At 37.9% G+C, this 18,977-nt stretch carries 15 protein-coding genes; 10 read left to right on the forward strand and 5 right to left on the reverse strand.

Annotation, left to right across the window (positions count from 1 at the left end; translation table 11 throughout):
* Nucleotides 1-5 precede the first annotated feature (5 nt).
* Nucleotides 6-1,148, forward strand: a complete 1,143-nt coding sequence (locus I7X29_RS00765) for a BT_3987 domain-containing protein (protein WP_198472466.1) — start codon at nucleotides 6-8, stop codon at nucleotides 1,146-1,148.
* A gap of 2 nt (nucleotides 1,149-1,150) precedes the next feature.
* Entirely contained in the window at nucleotides 1,151-3,085 is a 1,935-nt protein-coding gene (locus tag I7X29_RS00770) for a carboxypeptidase-like regulatory domain-containing protein (RefSeq protein WP_198472467.1), read from the forward strand.
* A gap of 7 nt (nucleotides 3,086-3,092) precedes the next feature.
* Here the strand turns inward: I7X29_RS00770 and I7X29_RS00775 are convergent, their stop codons facing one another.
* Both I7X29_RS00775 and I7X29_RS00780 read right to left on the reverse strand, forming a co-directional pair.
* Nucleotides 3,093-3,359 carry a chaperone modulator CbpM gene (locus I7X29_RS00775; RefSeq protein ID WP_009414023.1) on the reverse strand — a complete coding sequence of 89 codons (267 nt, stop codon included), beginning with the start codon at nucleotides 3,357-3,359 and terminating at the stop codon, nucleotides 3,093-3,095.
* Between the two features lie 2 nt (nucleotides 3,360-3,361).
* Complete coding sequence (locus tag I7X29_RS00780) at nucleotides 3,362-4,282, reverse strand: DnaJ C-terminal domain-containing protein (protein ID WP_088595317.1); 921 nt, start codon at nucleotides 4,280-4,282, stop codon at nucleotides 3,362-3,364.
* A 109-nt stretch (nucleotides 4,283-4,391) separates the two neighbouring features.
* Here I7X29_RS00780 and I7X29_RS00785 point away from each other — a divergent pair, with 109 nt between their 5' ends.
* Genes I7X29_RS00785 through I7X29_RS00795 form a run of 3 tightly spaced genes read left to right on the forward strand, consistent with a single transcriptional unit; the run spans nucleotide 4,392 to nucleotide 9,239 of the window.
* Complete coding sequence (locus I7X29_RS00785) at nucleotides 4,392-6,005, forward strand: GDSL-type esterase/lipase family protein (RefSeq protein ID WP_198472468.1); 1,614 nt, start codon at nucleotides 4,392-4,394, stop codon at nucleotides 6,003-6,005.
* A gap of 43 nt (nucleotides 6,006-6,048) precedes the next feature.
* Complete coding sequence (locus I7X29_RS00790; RefSeq protein WP_198472469.1) at nucleotides 6,049-7,554, forward strand: LysM peptidoglycan-binding domain-containing protein; 1,506 nt, start codon at nucleotides 6,049-6,051, stop codon at nucleotides 7,552-7,554.
* Nucleotides 7,551-9,239, forward strand: coding sequence for an MBOAT family O-acyltransferase (locus I7X29_RS00795; protein WP_198472470.1), 1,689 nt, complete (start codon nucleotides 7,551-7,553; stop codon nucleotides 9,237-9,239). Before I7X29_RS00790 ends, I7X29_RS00795 begins: the two co-directional genes overlap by 4 nt.
* Before the next feature lie 68 nt (nucleotides 9,240-9,307).
* On the opposite strand, the gene I7X29_RS00800 is transcribed toward I7X29_RS00795, so the two are convergent.
* From I7X29_RS00800 to I7X29_RS00810, 3 genes are all read right to left on the reverse strand, one after another.
* Nucleotides 9,308-10,678 carry a M16 family metallopeptidase gene (locus I7X29_RS00800; protein WP_198472471.1) on the reverse strand — a complete coding sequence of 457 codons (1,371 nt, stop codon included), beginning with the start codon at nucleotides 10,676-10,678 and terminating at the stop codon, nucleotides 9,308-9,310.
* A gap of 10 nt (nucleotides 10,679-10,688) precedes the next feature.
* Nucleotides 10,689-11,957 carry a M16 family metallopeptidase gene (locus tag I7X29_RS00805; protein ID WP_198472472.1) on the reverse strand — a complete coding sequence of 423 codons (1,269 nt, stop codon included), beginning with the start codon at nucleotides 11,955-11,957 and terminating at the stop codon, nucleotides 10,689-10,691.
* 91 nt (nucleotides 11,958-12,048) lie between these two features.
* Nucleotides 12,049-13,410 carry a TlpA family protein disulfide reductase gene (locus I7X29_RS00810; RefSeq protein WP_198472473.1) on the reverse strand — a complete coding sequence of 454 codons (1,362 nt, stop codon included), beginning with the start codon at nucleotides 13,408-13,410 and terminating at the stop codon, nucleotides 12,049-12,051.
* Nucleotides 13,411-13,607: 197 nt separating this feature from the next.
* Between I7X29_RS00810 and I7X29_RS00815 the strand changes: the two genes are divergently transcribed.
* The 5 genes from I7X29_RS00815 (at nucleotide 13,608) to I7X29_RS00835 (ending at nucleotide 18,904) form a co-directional block, all read left to right on the forward strand.
* Nucleotides 13,608-15,272, forward strand: coding sequence for an outer membrane beta-barrel protein (locus I7X29_RS00815; RefSeq protein ID WP_198472474.1), 1,665 nt, complete (start codon nucleotides 13,608-13,610; stop codon nucleotides 15,270-15,272).
* 2 nt (nucleotides 15,273-15,274) lie between these two features.
* A complete protein-coding gene (locus I7X29_RS00820) occupies nucleotides 15,275-16,315 on the forward strand; it encodes an OmpA family protein (protein ID WP_198472475.1) in 1,041 nt (346 codons plus the stop codon).
* A gap of 77 nt (nucleotides 16,316-16,392) precedes the next feature.
* The gene (locus tag I7X29_RS00825; RefSeq protein ID WP_198472476.1) at nucleotides 16,393-17,043 is read left to right on the forward strand and encodes a phosphatidylserine decarboxylase family protein; all 651 of its coding nucleotides are present in this window, start codon (nucleotides 16,393-16,395) and stop codon (nucleotides 17,041-17,043) included.
* Nucleotides 17,044-17,055: 12 nt separating this feature from the next.
* Complete coding sequence (locus I7X29_RS00830) at nucleotides 17,056-18,120, forward strand: CapA family protein (RefSeq protein ID WP_009414035.1); 1,065 nt, start codon at nucleotides 17,056-17,058, stop codon at nucleotides 18,118-18,120.
* Between the two features lie 64 nt (nucleotides 18,121-18,184).
* A complete protein-coding gene (locus I7X29_RS00835; protein WP_198472477.1) occupies nucleotides 18,185-18,904 on the forward strand; it encodes a YebC/PmpR family DNA-binding transcriptional regulator in 720 nt (239 codons plus the stop codon).
* The last annotated feature ends 73 nt before the right edge of the window (nucleotides 18,905-18,977 follow it).

Raw genomic sequence — 18,977 nt, forward strand, 5'->3', positions numbered from 1 at the left:
TAATGATGAAAAAAATATTTTTAATACTTAGCTTACTCTCAATAGTAGCTTGTAAAGATGAAACTACCGAAAAAATTGCCCATCCTAATATTGACCAAAAGGTTTATTTTGTAGGCAATAAATCGCAAGAGGTATTTGTGCAAGAATACCAAGAAAACAACTTAGAAAACGTAAAAGCTCAACTCATCTATCCGGCTGAGAAAAACCTATTTGCAGATCTCCTTACAGGGGATGCGCAATATCTCGCTGATTATAATGAACGCTATGGCGTAAATTATAAATTGTTGCCTGCTGATAAATACAAAGTTGATGAAATTATTGTCTTTGGCAAAGGTGAAAGAGAAACTCCTATAAAAATTACTATAAAAAATCTCATTTTCGATGATGATGAAGTGTATGCCCTTCCCTTGCAAATTGTGAATAGAAAAAGCATACAAGCAATTGAAGGACAAGAACATTTGCTGTTGGTGATTCGTCCTAACAGATATAGTAAAGTGTTAAAAATGGGCACAACTTCGGTAACTTCTACCGAAATTCTTTCTTCAAGTAATGTTTTTGAGCAGTGGAGTTTTGAAACTACAGTGTATGTGGAAAGTCTTACTGGTGAAGTACCCATCATAGGTCTCAATAAAAATACAGCAAATCCATTAGAAGTAGCATTTAAAAACAGACAATTACAAGTACAACTGAATGCTGTTACTGCTCTCGAAATCCCTACAACAGCTTTTGCTCCTCAAGTAAACAAGTGGTATGCTCTATCGTTTACTTATGATGGTAACACTTTGCGTGCTTTTGTAAATGGCAAAACTGTCGCTACCCAATTGTTACAAGGAGGAGCTGTACAACTTAGAAATCTCTATATAGCAGGTAGTAACCAGCGCTTGAGAGAGTTACGCTTTTGGCGAAGAGCTCTTACTCAACAAGAACTTAAAGCTAACCTATGGCATACTTTACCTACTAACAAAGATTTACAACTTTATTTGCCTCTCAACGGCAAAAAAATAGATTTTAATACCAAAGAGGTAACCGACGACGAAACAGGGCTCTGGGATTGGTCGTCTTATGGAATGCCTATAATCAGCCTGCCCTCAGGAGCTTCTTTTGATAGTGCTACTGGCAATGGTTATAGATTTCCACCAGAAAATTGACAATGAAACTGAACAAACATCACCTCTTACTTTTGCTTTTTCTATTAGGAGCAACTTTACACGCCCAAGTGAAAAATATCACTGGGCGTGTGATAGATGCAAAAGAAAGAAATCCAATTTCTTTTGTTCCAATAGTTGTAAAAACTTCTCCACCTACAGAACCTCCACAAGTGGTGATGACAGATTTAGACGGTAAATTTCAGCTCCAAGCAAAAGAAGGTGATGTACTTGAAATTGCCTTTATGGGATATGAAAAACAATACAAAAAAATAGAAGGTAAAGCTAAGAAAAAACACTTTAAAATTGTTTTAGAAGAAGAAAGTGTGGGAACAGTTTGTTATGGACCTATGAGCATACTTTTCTACACTTCACTCGAACGAAGGAAAGAGGAAGAAACATTTACTTACCCGCAACAATCTATAGGAGAACAAGAACTTACAGAAGTAAAACAGATGAATTTTCTCAATAGTCTTGAAGGTAGGATTGCAGGGATACAGCTACAACACGAAGCCTTAGAGATAAGAGGAGGTAACAAAGTGCGTTATATAGTAGATGGGGTACCTATAGACAATCCCTCTGATCTCAACCCTGAGGATATAAGGAGTCTTACTGTTTTGTCAGGTACTCAAGCTGCGGCTATTTATGGAGCATCAGCAGCTAATGGAGTAGTACTTATTCGCACTAAAAAATCTACAAGTAAGAAACTGAATGTCAATTTCTCTTCATCAGCCGAGTTGTTAAAACCACTTTCTTCAGAAGATATTTATAGAACGGGATATGTATACCAAAATGCAGTGAGTTTTTCAGGAGGACAAAACTTTAAGAAAGGAGCAAAAAATAGAATATATGCTTCTTTAGCTTCTTTAGAATCAACAAGTATTGTGCCTAACGACTCCTATAATCGCTATAATAGCTATTTACACAATGCAACTTCTTTGTTGAATGATAAATTGAACATAGATCTTTCAGCTAATTATATCCATCAGTATGAGCGCACTCCAAGCGGTTATCACAATCAATACACTGAAATGAAAGACCGCTATATGTTTTTAGCTAAGGCAAATTATGTAGTAGGTAGAGGTTTATCCTTCACTGGGCATTTCCGTATGGATAACAATTTTATTACAGCACACTCCACTTATAAACAACAATACGCTGATGTCATCTTAGGCTATAGCAAAAAACTCTCAACCAATTTCAACTTAGAGAGTCATTTAGGGGCTTTGTACGAAGAAAATAACACCCAAGCTGCTTTTGCAGTAACCGAAGTGGATTGGCAATCTAAAGTGTTTCTTACTCTTTCAGGACGTACTGAAAAATATTTAAATCATATTTATGACAATAATAAACTCCTATTCACTCCCTCAGTAAGTATAGCAATGCTCTTGCATCAATTCTTAGATATGAATGAAAGAACATTAGGTTATGCTAAATTGCGTGCTGGTTATACCCCAATAACAGACCCTTACGATTGGCAGTCAGAACGCTCTATGTGTTATGAGATAGGTTTAGATAGCAAATGGTTGTTTGATTGTCTCTCTGCTGGGGTTACTTTTTATCGCAATCAAATCAATAAACAAGGTGTAGAACTTGTTTTAGGCTACATTAGCGAAAAACCCAATCCTTACCCTAAAACTCCAGGATTCTATTGGGAGACCCAACTTGTTGCAGCTACCTATCCTCATACACAATTAGGTTGGCGTGGAAAAATGAACTATAATGATTTTGATTTAAATTTCTTGTTTAAAGCCCGCTCAGGTAAGAAAGTGTGCTTGCAAGAAGCCGCCCTTACTTATCATTTTAAGGGAAAATTTGAGATGAAAGGCTTGAATGACCTTAGTATGTCGTTAATAGCTACTTATGATATTGATAGCCCAAAATATACCTCACTACCACTTGTAAGAAGCTATGGTTTGAGCGTAAGAATGCAATTCTGAAAATTTGTTAATTTGCTAATTCAAATTTTACTCCTCTGAGTTCTTCAATCTGTTGTAACAAGTGATGAATGATTTCCAACCCTGCCATATTCACTTCAAGGTCGTAATGCCAATTTGTAAAGCGTTCAAAATCCGAAAGTTGGTCATAATGAAGGTAAGTAGTGTTGTTGATGACCTCCGTTTGTATGAGCCCGCTGGAGGCTAAATCGTCGAAAAAAGTGACTTCTATATTGTATAAACGAACGATGTCTTCTCTTGATATTCTCTCTTCCATAACTATGAATTTTTAAGTTGTTCAAATAATTCTTTTTGTTTCTCAGTGAGGTGCTTAGGCAACTGCACTTGGTAAGTAACAAAGAGGTCGCCAAAGCTGTCTTTTTGTTTATATACGGGGAATCCTTTACCTTTGAGTCGCACCGTAGTACCGTTTTGGGTTTCAGGGGCTACTTTCATTTTTACCTTGCCACTTAAAGTATCTATTTGCACCTCTCCGCCTAACATAGCAGTGTAGAGGTCAATATTTACGGTTGTTTTCAGGTCGTTACCATTGCGTTCAAATTGAGCGTCGGGTTCTATGTGGAAAGTAATGTACAAATCGCCATTAGGACCTCCGTTATAGCCCTCTTGTCCGTGACCTTTGAGTTTGATTTGTAAACCTTCATATACTCCTGCTGGCACAGTAATACGTATGTTTTTGCCATTTACAGTAAAGGTGCGTTGCTGAGTGGTAGCCACTTCGCGCAAAGGGAGGGACATATCGGCATAGAGGTCTTGCCCCTTGAATTTACCTGAAGCGCTACTATAACCTCTGCCAAAGCCACCCGCACGTCCGCCAAACATATCTTTAAAGAAATCGGAATAATCTTCATTAGAGTAATTGCCTCCGCTAAAGCCCTCAAAACCTTCAAAACCTCCGAACCCGCCAAAGCCTCCACCGCGAGCGCGTTGCTGTTGCTGAGCTTTTTCGTACTCCTCGCCATATTGCCAATGTTCTCCGTACTTGTCGTATTTAGCACGGTTTTCAGGATTACTGAGCACCTCATTAGCTTCGTTAATTTCTTTGAATTTTTGCTCTGCCGTCTTGTCGTTAGGGTTCATATCGGGGTGATATTTGCGCGCTAATTTGCGGTAAGCTTTCTTTATTTCTTCTTGAGTAGCAGTTTTTTCTACTCCTAATGTTTTATAGTAATCAATCATATTTACTAAAATTAATGTACGCAAAAGTAATACTTTTTTTTCAATAGTGATACATAGTTCACAATTATTTTGTAATTTTGCCCCCTGAAAGAAAACTAAGTACCATTTTGTGAACACATCATATTTTAAACAATCGTTTTTTATTGTTTTGCTGGCTACGGTCATCTTTATAGGCTTTAAGGAGTTTTTGCCAGCACGCATATTTCCTGAAGTCAAAGCAATGGATAATGTAGTGGTAGATAGCTTAATGTTAGAAGCTATATCGGGTAAGGAAATCGATAAAGTGCTCAGTCAGGCAAACGATTCAATGGCTACTGCTAAGAGATTGAAAAAATCCGATGAGTATCTCTTTGCTTTTTTTAAAAAATTATACGAACTCGAAACTACTAAAAAAGGAAAGATAAGAATAGGCTACTACGGCGATTCAATGACCGACGGTGACTTAATCGTACAGGATTTAAGAGCCCTCTTTCAAGATGCTTTTGGCGGACAAGGAATTGGATTTTTGCCCATCGCTTCCGAGTCGGCTAAATCTCGCGGAAGTGTATGGCATTCTTATTCTAATACTTGGAAAACACAGTCGTATGTGAATGTAAAACGCCCCAAACGTCCTTTTGGAGTGTGCGGACAAGTGTTTTTTACTCAAGGCAATGGCACTTGGGTGCAGTATAAATCATCTAACCAAAAACATATCAGTCAACTATATGCCCCTGTACTCTATTATGGTTCATCGGGCAACAAGGAAGCTAAAGTTGAAATTACCTATGATACTGTGAAGGTGGTAAAATCGCTAACTACCGATAAACTACTGAATGCCCTACCTCTCACCGAAGGGCATAACACCAAAGCAGTACGCATTACTTTTTACAAATCGGATAGTATTCCTATTTATGGAGTAAGCTCAGGAGAACGACAAGGAGTGTATGTTGATAACTTTTCAAGTCGTGGTAATTCAGGTTTACCTATTTCCCTTTTCAATGTAGATTTGATGAACCGATTTGATGACGCACTTGGTGGATATGACCTCATCGTGTTGCACTTTGGTGCTAATGTGCTCAACTATGGCACTTTAGATTATTCGTGGTACGAAAGGGGAATGACCAAAGTAGTAAATCAAATACGCGCTTGTTTTCCTAATACCTCTATTCTTATCATCTCAACCGCCGATAAATCAACTAAGGTGAATATGGAAATGCAAACTGATAAAGCGGTAGTACCTTTGGCAAATGCGCAACACAAATACGCGCGTAATACTCATTCTGGTTTTATCAATTTGTACGAATTGATGGGAGGAAAAGGTTCTATGAAACAATGGGTAGAAGCCAATCCTTCACTTGCAAGCAAGGATTATACTCACTTCAATGCAAGAGGAGCTAAAAAGGTTGCTCATTTGTTGTATAATAAATTGATGGAGGAATATGAACATTACAAAGACCCACATAACAGTCAGAAAGCCGATGTTTTTGGTGAAAAAATAAAAGAAATACAAGAAGTGCGACCAACCACAACAACCACTGCTACTGCCACTACTGCGACAGCTACACGTACTGTACAGCCCGCGGCACCAGCACGACAACAACCAGCACGACAACAACCAGCACGACAACAACCAGCACGACAACAACCAGCACGACAACAACCAGCACATCCTGTACAACAAGCACCAGCAGCACAACATAAAGATTCAGTAAAACCTAAAAGCTCCGATTTGTACGAGCTGTAATACTAAAAAAACACTAATAACACACTAAAAAGACACAATTATAATGAAAAAGAAACAATTGGTAAAGAAAATCATAATGGGGAGCTGTATGCTATTGGGAGTAACACTCTATTTAAGAGCTAACTATACCTCAGCAAAAAATGTTTTCCCCCCTTTGGCTGCCAAAGATACTCTCTCAGTTTATGCCAAAAACAATGCCCCGAAAGAGTACAACAATATGTACAACACTTCGGTGCTAACTCCTTTTTTTGAAAAATTGGCTACTTTAGAAAAATCTAAAAACCGCAAACTGAATATCGTCCACATAGGCGACTCACACATCCAAGCCGATGTGATGCCCAATGTGATGAGACAGCGTTTGCAAGAAAGTTTTGGCAATGCAGGATTAGGCTTGGTCTTTCCATACTCTCTTATCCGTACTAACGGTGGGCACAATGTGAGTTTTACTTCTAATATCTCTTGGGAAGCTCAGAAAAATACATCTTCACCATTGGCAGGAATCACAGGCTATGCCCTTTCTACCGATAAGAAAAATTTTGTGATAGAACTAAACCTAAAAAATAAAGATTACGCTTTTAATACCCTTAAAATTATCACCCCTAAAAACCAACGTCAGTTTGAGTTAGCAACCAATGTAGGCAAGGTAACCGCTCCTTTAAAGCCTTCAGTTCCTAAGATGATTTCACATAAGGTAACTCAAGGCGAAACCCTCTATGGCATTGCTAAACAATACCACACTACGGTGGCTCTATTGCAGAAAAACAATCATTTGAAAGGGAGTAATATCCGTATAGGACAGGTGTTACACATCGCTTCTGCTAAAGGAATTGCAGGTACTGTACCTGCTCCCGCCCCTGCAACTAAAGTGGATATGAGCAATGCAACTATCCTCAAGGCCAATTCGCTTTACAACTACTATGCTTACGACAATCTGAATGTTTCTGATAAAATATACTTAACCCCTAATACCGAAAGCAGTTCGTTTACGCTTAATGGCATAGTACTCGAAAATGACCAAAAAGGGATTATTTATCATACAATAGGCGTAAATGGAGCCCATTTTTCCGATTACAACAAATCCGATTTGTTCTTTGAACAGATAAGTGCTCTCGAACCCGATTTGATAGTGATTTCCTTAGGTACTAATGAAGCTTATGGTAGGCTTGCCCCAGAAAGATACGATGCCGAGGTGATGAAATTTATTAATACTATACGCACTCAGTACGGCAACTGTCCTATCATACTCACAACTCCTCCTCCTTTTTTGTATAGAAGAAAAAGTACCACCTCATTGTGCGTAGAATACGCCGATACACTGATAGACAACGCTGTAAAGGATAATTATAGCGTGTTCGACCTCTATCGTGCCTTAGGTGGTAATGAAGCAATGAGTAGATTTATACAACAAAAACTTATCGCCGGTGATCGCGTACATTATACCAGAGATGGTTACTTAGAACAAGGTGAGCTTTTCTTCGATGCTTTTATGAGTAATTACTTAAACTACAAAAAACAATCCAAACACTCTTTAAAACCCATTTTAAATTGAATACAGCAGCATTAGCCCAGTGGTTTACCGATAATTTTAGCTTCACAACTGAACAAGTAAAACAATGGTTTACCTATAACCCCAATCACCCTCTACTATTTAATAGCAGTCTGTTTTTGGGGCTATTTTTGGTGTTTTATTTAGTGTATATCATCACTAAAAAACACGTCCATTTCCGTACGGTATATGTTACCTTATTTTCACTGTTTTTTTATTATAAAGCAGGTGGTAATTACTTTGTACTACTAATACTCTCTTCGGTATTAGACTATTTTTTTGCTGGACAGATTTACAAAGCCCAAAAACCTGCTGCGCGAAAATTCTTCTTGGCAGTGAGTATGATAACCAATTTGGGGATATTGTTCTATTTTAAATATACGAACTTCCTTATCGATAGTTTTAACGCTATTTTCCAAAGCAATTTTGCATTGATGGATATCATATTGCCAGTGGGTATCTCATTCTATACTTTCCAAACGATGAGTTACACAATTGATGTATATCGCCGTGAAATAGAACCTGCTAAGAGCTTTTTAGACTTTGCTTTCTTCGTGTGTTTCTTCCCTCAGTTGGTAGCAGGGCCTATTGTAAGAGCAAAAGATTTTATTCCGCAAATATACAAAAAGCTCACTCTCACTAAAGAAGAAACCTCATTGGCTCTTTTCCTTATCATAGGAGGATTGCTCAAAAAAGCTGTGATTTCCGATTATATTTCACTAAACTTTGTAGATAGGGTATTCGAGGCTCCTAATAGTTATACTCCTTTTGAAAACTTAATGGCAGTCTACGGCTATTCATTGCAAATTTATTGTGATTTTTCAGGTTATTCCGATATGGCGATAGGCTTAGCCCTACTGATGGGCTTTACGTTGCCTATAAACTTCCGTACGCCTTACCAATCTAAAAATATTACCGAATTTTGGCGACGTTGGCATATCTCACTTTCAACGTGGTTGAAAGACTATTTGTATTTCTCGGTAGGAGGAAACAGACGAGGTACTTTCTGGGGTTACTTTTTCCCTACTTTGTTTTTTGGGGCTACACTATTTTGGGCAGTAAAAATGTACGATACCACTCCTATACCGCTTTACATTGTAGCAGGGGCGATAATAGTATTTGTATTAGCTATAGTAGTAGCTAAAGATAGAAAAAAATCAGTACGTAGCCATTTCAACCAAATGACAACAATGCTCTTAGGAGGATTATGGCACGGGGCTAATTTGCGTTTTATCATTTGGGGAGCTCTTCACGGACTTGCCTTGGCTGTGCATAAAACTTTTATGGACTTTTTCCCTGCTAAAAAAGAAGATGAGAAGAAAGGTTTCTTCAGTAGTACTGCCAATGTAATATTTGTGATAATAACCTTTCACTTTGTGGCTTTCTGTTGGATATTTTTTAGAGCAAAAGACTTTGATATTGCCCTTACAGTGATGAATAATATTGCTGATCTGCAATTTGATTGGCACAAGTGGCAAACTATTATTGAGGGTTATAGAAATGTATTTCTACTAATGGCAATAGGCTTTGTATGGCATTTCTTTCCTCAAAATATGAACGATCAACTGAAGAATTTCTTTGGTAGTATGCCTATACTTTTCAAAGCAGTGATAGTGGCGCTCACTTTCTGGGTAGTGTATGCTACTGCTTCCAGCGGGGCACAACCTTTTATATACTTCCAGTTTTAAGGATAAGAAATAAAAAAAGGCTTTGCAAACTCATAGCAAAGCCTTTTTTACTTTTTACTTCTCACTTCTCACTTCTCATTTCCATAACTATCAAACTCCTTCATAGGGATTTTCTTTCCATCGAAGTTGATATTTTTAAGTTCATCAGCTATGTCACTACCTTTGCCTACGATGATGATTCTGAAGTTTTTTAATAGAAAATAACTATTAGCAACTCTCTGTACGTCTTCTTTGGTTACTGCATTAATCTTGGCGATATAGTTCTTGTAAAAATCTTCGGGTAGGTTGCGCACTTTTATATTGATAGCGTAATTGGCAATCGTCTGCGGACGCTCAGTAGCTAATACAAACTGACCTAAATACTGTGCTTTAGCTTGCGCTAACTTCTCTTCACTCACTATAGTAGTTTGTATGCGTTTTACTTCTTTGAGTATCTCAACAATGGCAGGAGCTGTTACGGCATTGCCTACTTTAGTCTTGATACTGAAACTGCCTTTTGTCCATTTATCAGTTTTAAAAGTAGAAAAAGCACCATAAGTATAGCCGTGTTCTTCGCGCAAATTCATATTGATATAACTACCAAAATCTCCACCTAAAATACTATTGGCTACTAATAGAGGGAAGTAATCAGGGTGAGACATCTTGAGGTCGATGAGGTTTGTAACTTGTATTTCCGATTGTACTGCGCTGGGCAAATCTATAAAGTTGATTTGTGTTTCACTCACATTCTCAGGGATATATAAGGCAGGAGTTTCTTCTGAATAAGGTTGCCAATCAGCGAAATGTTCGTTTACTAAAGTAATTACCTCTTCGGGATTTACATCACCTGTAACTACTAAATAGGCATTGTTAGGCACAAAACGCTTGCGGTAATAGTTGGTTACATCGTCTAAGGTGAGGGCAGCAATCTGGGTTTCAGTAATGTATTCGCCGTAAGGGTGAGCCGTAGTGTAGCGCAAGGTTTGCCGTACGCGTTTCATAATCACTTCAGCATTGCTTTCGTTAGCACGGATACTTTGGATAATGCGTGCTTTTTCTTTTTCCATATCCTCCTCAGTGAAGTTAGGGTGCAGGGCAGCATCGGCAATGAGTGCTAATACTCGCGGAAAATATTTAGAGAGTACTTGAGCATAAGCGCCATTAGGAGCGATAGAGAGTGTTGCAGCGAGATAGTCTATTTCCTCGTTAAAATCGTCTTTATTGATAGAGGTAGACCCATTGCCCGCCATTAGTGAAATAAGGTCGGAAATTCCCTTTTTTTCTTTTTCTAATTCTGGACATTCGTCTAAAGAGAGACGGATGCCTACTTGAGGGAGTTGGTGGTTTTCTACTATCAATAGCGTAAGTCCGTTCGGAAGACTATGTGTAATAGGAGTTCCTAAATTGATAATAGGAGCAGCTCCCGGGGTAGGTTGTATAGAGCGGTCTATATGTGTCATTTTTGTTTACTTATTGAACTGAAGGTAAATAATTGAGGTCTAAACGTTGGTTTTTGTCTAAATACTTGCGAGCAGCCTCTCTAATATCTTCACGAGTAATAGCGCGGTAGTGGTCTATTGCTTTGTTGATGAGGTTTGTATCTTTATAGAAAGTATAGTTATCAGCTAAAGAGAGGGCAATTCCTTCCATATTGCTGTTTTGAGCTACAAAGTTAGCCTCTATCTGGTTTTGTAACTTTTCATATTCTCGCTCACTGATGAGTTCTGTTTGTAGTCTTGTAATTTCTTCGTCCATTTCTTGTGCTAAAGTTTCCAAACTCACACCGTCCATAGGGAGCGCTCCCATTATATAAACGCCATAATCTTCTTGAGCATCCGAAAATGCTAATACCTGTAAAGCAGTTTGATGTTCGTCAATCATTTTTTTGTAGAGGCGAGCACTTTTACCATCGGTAAGGATATTAGAAAGCAAGTCAATAGTATACGAATCTTTGTCCGTCATAGCAGGAGTGCGATAGGCATATAGTTTAAGAGGAATTTGGATGTTAGGGTCGTATTCGGTTACCTCAATAGTTTTAGTGATAGTAGCTTCTTCTATTTTGTTGCGTTGTATCACATTACCCGTATTAGGAATCGTTGCAAAGTATTGCTCTATCCATTCTTTAGTAGTTGGGGTATCAAAATCGCCAGCTACTACTAATACCGCATTGTTAGGATTGTAGAATTTCTTTTTGAAAGCGATGAATTCTTCTAAGCTGGCAGCATCTAAATGTTCTACTTCACCAATCACTGTGCTAGAGTAGGGGTGTTTTTTAAAAAGGTAAGGATTGATAGCTGAGCGATACATTATTCTGCCGTAAGGAGCGTTGTCTATACGTTGGTTTTTCTCTTCTTTTACCACTGAATTTTGAGTACTTACTCCAATCTCATTGATAACAGGGTGCAACATACGTTCAGCTTCCATCCACAAGCCTAATTGCAGGTTATTAGAAGGGAAAACTTCGTAATAATACGTTTTATCCTGCGTAGTAAAAGCATTGTTATGCCCGCCATTTGCCGATACAATATCAAACCATTTGCCACGTGCGATATTTTGAGAACCTTCAAAGAGGAGGTGTTCAAAAAAGTGGGCAAAGCCAGTGCGAGTAGGGTCTTCGTCTTTAGCACCTACGTGGTACATTACCCCTATAGTTACTACGGGGGCAGCGTTGTTAGGGTGAAGAATCACGTGTAACCCATTAGGGAGGTCGTATTCTTCAAAAATAAGAGATTGAGCCATAGTTAATTTGTCAATGAGTTAATCAGAAAAAAACTTTGCTAAAGCCTTTATAGCCTTAGCAAAGTTACAATCAATATGAAAAAAGTCTCTGTTATAGATTAGCGTTGATAAGTTCTTTTATCTTAGCTTCAGAAGGACGAGGAGCATTGATGCTAATAAGTTTTCCGTCTTTGCTTACCAAGATAAAACGTGGAATACCTGTAAGGTCATAGTTTTCAGCAAAATCAGGTGACATTTGTACATTCTTGTGCAATTGTACACCAGTTAATTTTTCAGTGGTTACTGCATTTTTCCAAGCCTCTTTATCATCATCAACAGAAAGACTTACGAAAGTGATATCTTTATCTTTGTACTCTTCTTGTAGTGCTTTGAGTGCAGGTATTTCTTTACGGCAAGGTAAGCACCAAGTAGCCCAAATATCAATATAAAGTAATTTACCTTTGAGGCTTTCAGAAGTAACAGTATTGCCTTGTATATCTTGAGCTTCAAAAGCAGGAAAAGGATTGCCGTCTTTTAGGCGTTCGAGGTTAGCCAAGCGTTTGTTAATTTCTGCAACACCTTCAGCATCTTTCACATTAGCCTTTACTATTTCAGTGAGTTTTTTGTTGTTTTCTGGAGTATTTGCTACTGAAATACCACTAATAAGTGAGCGTGAAAGGCTTTTTTTGATGTTTTCAGATTTGAGAGTTTCAAAGTGTTTGATGACTTTATCCCAAGGATTTTCATTCTCTTTGGCACTTTGGTATTTTTCGTAGAAGTTGCTTATAACTAAAGCTTTGTAATAGGCATAGACATCAAAGTCTTGAGAAAGATCATAGTTGATACGTCCTAATTCATCGGCTATTTCTTTAGGTAGTTTAACTTTTTCACCTGTAAGTTCTTGGTGAGCGCCCTCGTAAAGGCTTTTCATATAAAGCAATTCATAATTGATGGCTTTAGCTTCCGTAGTTACGAATTTTTTAGAGAGTTCTTTTTCTCCATTGAGGAGGTTGAGGTATTGTTGCCCTATTGCTATGATACTCTTTTTGAAGTCTTCAGGTTTTTGAGCGAAAGTTTTTTCCAATCCGTTTTGCACTTGAAAGTAAAGAGCGTTTTTCTTTTGTAAATAGTTGTTGATATCTACATTAGCTCCAGTGAAAGTGGCTGCAATAGGATTGCTGTTGAGGTTGATATTCACAGCTGTTTCTTTTCCTTTTTCCAAATAAACAGGCACTTGAACGCCGTACATAGGGTTACCAATAGTGTAATAGAAGTAGTTAGTATCTACTTTCAAAGTATCGCGGAAAGTCCCGTCTTGATTGATATGTAAATCGGACTTGAAATCACCTCCTGTAATTTTGAGAGGCAGACCGTTATAGCTATCAATTTTACCAGATAGCACGATGTAATCAGCTCGTTCACCACAAGCTACAAAGCCTAAAGAGGCTAACGACAAAATAAATAGTTTTTTCATTGCGATTTGATGAAATAAATTAATTAGGTTGCGAAAGTACAAAGTTTTTTTTGAATAGCAAAATATTTTTCAAATTAAGAGTTTGAAAATTTGTTCATTAACTAATTAGTTTGTACTTTTGCAATTGAAAATTAACCTAAATTTAAAAATTAGGTTTTATAACTAAAAAACATACTATAAAAATTATTTAAAAAGAAATGAGAAAAACTTTTTTAAGCGTTAGCGCTTTCGTGCTTTTATCAGTTTCGGCTGTTGCACAAGTAAAGGACATTAGTTTTGCAGTAGCACCTACTGTTGATTATGTATGGTTGCCAAAGAAAACAGCTGTGACCAATGGCTTTATGGCGGGGGGTTATGTAGGTTTTGGTTTTGGTAGAAATTTAGAGTTATTGGGCTCTTATAAGCATTCAATAGGGTTGAAATCAACTCTTGATGGTTATGATGCTCCTGCTGCTATTAGCAATGTATTTGAAGCTAAAGATGTATCTGTATATCGCTGGGGTGGAGAGCTAAAAGGAAATATCCCAATGGCTTATTCTTTTCAGCCTTATGTTACTTTAGGTTCAGGTGTGCAAACTATCAAAGCTAATGATTTGAGTCAAAACCAAGTATATTTTGGTTTAGGAATAGGTTCTAAATTTAATCTTGCCCGCCGTCTTACTTTGAATATAGAGGCTAAAGCTACTCACTTTTCATTAGACTCTAGAAATATACTTTATAAACCAACAGAAGCTAACACATCGGCTTACAATAGTTGGATAAACAGTAATGTAGAAGATAAAAGTCATTTGCTCTGGAGTGTAGGTGCAGGTTTAGAACTTTACTTAGGAGGTCGCAATCCTAATGAATTAACCGAGTTAGACCAAGTATATACAAGTCTAAAAGGTTTTAAAGTAGTGATAGAACCTACTTTGGGTTACTTAAACTTCAACGAAGACAGCAATTTGCGCGATGCCTACTTTGGAGGTTTGGCATTGGGAGTAGATTTCACTGAGTACATAGGTGTTAGAGGTTACTATCACCGTGCTATGAAAGATGAGAAATTCTCTGCTGAGTTTGACAAACTATCCATATATGGGGGAGATTTCTTAGCCCGATTGAATGTAGCCAAAGGAGTAGTTCCTTATTTGCAAATAGGTGTGGGCTATATGAAAGTAGGTGATGACTATGTAGGTAAGGTAGTTAGCAATACCAATACCTCAGGTATTTTTGCCAAAGGAGGTGTAGGGTTAGCAATACCTTTAGGAAAACGTGTTGAGCTTTTTGGGGTAGCTAATTTGATGTATACTACTCGTAATGAAGATGTATCTTCTGCCTTGAGTTCAGTACATAAATTGCAAAGCAATGTATTTTATAATGCAGGGGTAAGAATTAAATTGGCTAAATCAGTAGAAAAAGAATTGTATGAACAAGAATTAGGTGCAGCTGAAGCTGATAAAGTTTGGGTTGCTACCCCTACAACTACAACAAATGTTGCATCTACTATTTCTCCTGAAAAACGAAACTTAGCTTACTACAACAGCCAGATAACTGCCACTGAAAAGCAACTACAAATGGCTTACCAAAATGGTGATACTGCAAATGCTAACCGTTTGTTAAAAGAAAAACAACAGTGGGAAAATCTTAGAAACACCTATGTAGCTGAGCGTTTGCCTTATCCTGCCTCAGAGCAAGTGCGCTTAGTGCGTATGACTCCTGAAGAGCTACAACAGCTAATAAATGATGTAGTAAAACGCATTAGAGAGGGAGAAGTAAAAAGTCCTGAACAACGTATCGACCGATTAGAAAAACTTCTTTTGGAAATGCAAGATTCAAAAGGTGAAATTCAAGAAGGGAAAATAGAAATACCTGCATCAAAATAACTATGAAGTATATCTATTGCATTATAGGGGTGCTATTATTGTGTGTACATAGTATGTATGCACAAGTAGCCCCTAATAAAACAAAAACAGAGATAGTAATGACCGTAGATGAACTGCAATACTTATTAGAACAAATAGGGAGAGCAGAACTCACTAATCTCAGAGATAAGGAGTTGGACAGTATGCTATCGGCTGTAAAATATAAACAAAAAGAGATGCCTTACACTTCGGCAGTAGCTGAAGAAAGTAAATTTGCTACCAAAAGCCCAACAATAGTAGCAGGAACAGCAAGTAATACTGCAGTAGCACGTACGGCAACTAATACAGCTATTGCGCGTACAGCTACCAACACTGCTATCGCACGTAACACTGCAATACCTCGCACCGCAAGTACTACAACCTCTCGTGTAATGCCTCACACTACAGTGGCTCCTATGGCAGTATCTCAAACAGCAAGTAGTACTACTGCTATCGCACAACAGGTGGCACAATTGTCGAAAAGTGTAGATCAGTTACGCAAACAGCAACAATTGCTCTTAGCTGCTTTAGCTGCCAATACAGGAGTAGGAATAGCTACAAAAAATGCACGTGCAACAACAGTTACACCTACAACAGCATCTCAAACTCCTATAGTAGTCCAAAATGTGACAGCTACTGGAGTACCTATGCAAATTTCGGCTGAAAGACGAAGTGAATTGGAGCAATTATTAGCCGCGTATGGACATAAAAAAGCTGTACTTTATTTTGCTAATAACAAGTCTGTGCCCTTAAGTTACGACCCTATTACTATAGATGAGATGGTAACAATGCTAAAAACACATCCCGAGTTATCAATACTCTTAGAAGGGTACGCAAGTGAGGTAGGAAGTGTTGCATATAACAATGTATTGTCGATGCAACGTGCTGTAAATGTAGCTCAAATATTAAAAGCTAAAGGAATAAGTAGCGAACGTATACTAACTGCTTTTAAAGGAATAGACCCACAGGTTACACCTGCCGAAGCACGACGTGTAGAGCTAAGAGTTGTTATCCATAGCTATTAATTGTTAATTGTCAGTTGTTAATTATTAATTGTTAATTGTCAATTTTTTCTTATCTTTGCCCCCTAAAATAAATAATAATGTTTCATAAAGAAGGTTTTAAGATTATTCTCGTAACGCTATTTATAGTGATAGGAGTATCACTAATAGCACATTATTTTGTTGATATACTATGGCTTAAGAAAGGTATACAACTCTTAGCTATTGTATTTCTCATAGCTATTTTGCAGTTTTTCAGAAATCCTAAACGCATAACACCTCGAAATGACCAATACATCATAGCCCCTGTAGATGGCAAGGTGGTGGTGATAGAAGAAGTGTTTGAAAAAGAGTATTTCAAAGATAAACGCTTGCAGGTATCCATCTTTATGTCGCCTATCAATGTGCACGTAACACGTTATGCTTTAGGGGGTAAAATTACTTATAGTGAGTATCACCCAGGTAAATACTTAGTAGCGTGGCACCCGAAGGCTTCAGAAGAAAACGAACGTACTACTGTAGTGGTAGATAATCCTGTGTTTGGTGAAGTGTTATACCGACAAATAGCAGGTGCCTTGGCTAAACGCATTGTAAATTACGCTAAAGTAGGCGATACCGCTGTACAAGGAGAGGATGCTGGATTTATTAAATTTGGGTCACGTGTAGATGTGTATTTGCCTTTAGGAACTAAAGTAAAAGTAAAGTTGGGCGACAAGGTAAAAGGAGGCGTGCAAGTAATTGCTGAAAAATAGAACTATATTACTATGAAAAAATATTTCTTCTCAATAGCTCTCATAATAACTTCTTATATTTCGGCACAAACAGATAGTCTTGCAGTTGCCACTACTAAGGATACTCTCAGTATAGTGGCAGTAGGTGATGTGATGATAGGTTCAGGATTTCCTGAAGGATATCTCCCAAAAGATGATGCTGTTGAGAGCTTTAAATATGTAAAACCTTATTTAAAAGGAGATATTGTATTCGGCAATTTAGAAGGAGCGATTCTTGATACAGGTACTTCTGATAAATGTAAAAACTCAGCTGAAGGAACTTGTTATGCTTTTAGGATGCCTAACCGTTATGGCAAAATTATCAAAGAGGCAGGTTTTAACCTGATGAGTACTGCGAATAACCACGCTAATGACTTTGGTGAGAAAGGGCGACACAATACAGCTAAAATATTAGATGAAGTGGGTATATATCACGCAGGCCCCGTAGAAAATAAATCGGTTATCTTTGAGAAAGATGGAGTGAAATACGGTTTTTGTGCTTTCTCGCCTAATAGCAATATGTTATCGGTGAACAATATCGACCAAGCTACTGATTTAGTAAAGGAATTACGCTCGCAAGTAGATATTGTGATTGTATCATTTCATGGAGGGGCTGAAGGATCTAAAAGTACCCGTGTACCACGTGCCAATGAGATCTTTTTTGGTGAAAATAGAGGAAATGTCTATAAATTTGCGCACTCAGTAATCGATGCAGGTGCTGATATTGTATTGGGGCACGGTCCTCACGTAACACGTGCTGTAGAAGTGTACAACGGTAAGTTTATTGCTTATAGTATGGGAAATTTCAACACCTACGGACGATTTAGCTTGCAAGGCCCTAATGGAATTGCCCCTTTGCTAAATATTAAAATCAATCGTAAAGGCGACTTTCTGTATGCCGATGTACTCTCTGTAAAGCAAACTAAAGCCAATGGATTGTTACTCGACGATGATTGTAAGGTATTTGAAGAGATGAAACGCCTTACCAAACTCGATTTTCCTGAAACTCCTTTGCACTTTGAAAACGACAAAATACAACTAAAAACTATAACTAACTAACTCCTAATAACTCCTAATAACTCCTAACCCCTAACGACTAATAACTAAAAACTAAGTAATATAAATGGGAAGAGCATTTGAATTTAGAAAAGCCCGTAAATTTAAACGTTGGGCTGCAATGGCAAAGACATTTACCCGCATAGGGAAAGACATCGTAATGGCAGTAAAAGAAGGCGGACCTCACCCTGAAACTAACTCACGCTTGCGTGCCGTAATACAAAATGCCAAAGCCGCCAATATGCCCAAAGAAAATATTGAGCGTGCTATTAAAAAAGCAAGTGAAAAAGATACTGCTAACTATAAAGAAGTACTCTTTGAAGGTTATGCCCCTCACGGTATTGCTTTGCTTATCGAAACCGCAACCGACAACAATAACCGCACTGTAGCGAATATCCGCAGTTACTTCAACAAGTGTAATGGTACTTTAGGTACCTCAGGTTCTGTAGAATTTATGTTCGACCACACTTGTAACTTCCGTATCAATGCTATAGGTATAGATCCTGAAGAATTGGAACTCGAAATGATAGATTTTGGGGCTGAAGAAGTGTTTGTAGATGAAGATGGTATCCTTATCTATGCTCCTTTTGAGAGTTTTGGAGCTATCCAAAAAGAGTTGGAAAGCCGAGGTATTGAAATCTTATCCTCAGGATTTGAGCGTATTCCACAAGTAACCAAAGAACTCACCCCTGAAGAACAGGCTGATGTAGAGAAACTTTTGGAAAAAATCGAAGAAGACGAGGATGTCCAAAATGTATATCACACTATGAAAGAAAGTGAGGAGTAACAATGAGTTTAACCTCTAAATTTGGCATTCCCACCCTTTTACTGTACTTAGGGGTGGGAATGCTTGCTTATAA

The organism is Capnocytophaga periodontitidis (assembly GCF_016126015.1).
GTDB classification, from domain to species: domain Bacteria; phylum Bacteroidota; class Bacteroidia; order Flavobacteriales; family Flavobacteriaceae; genus Capnocytophaga; species Capnocytophaga periodontitidis.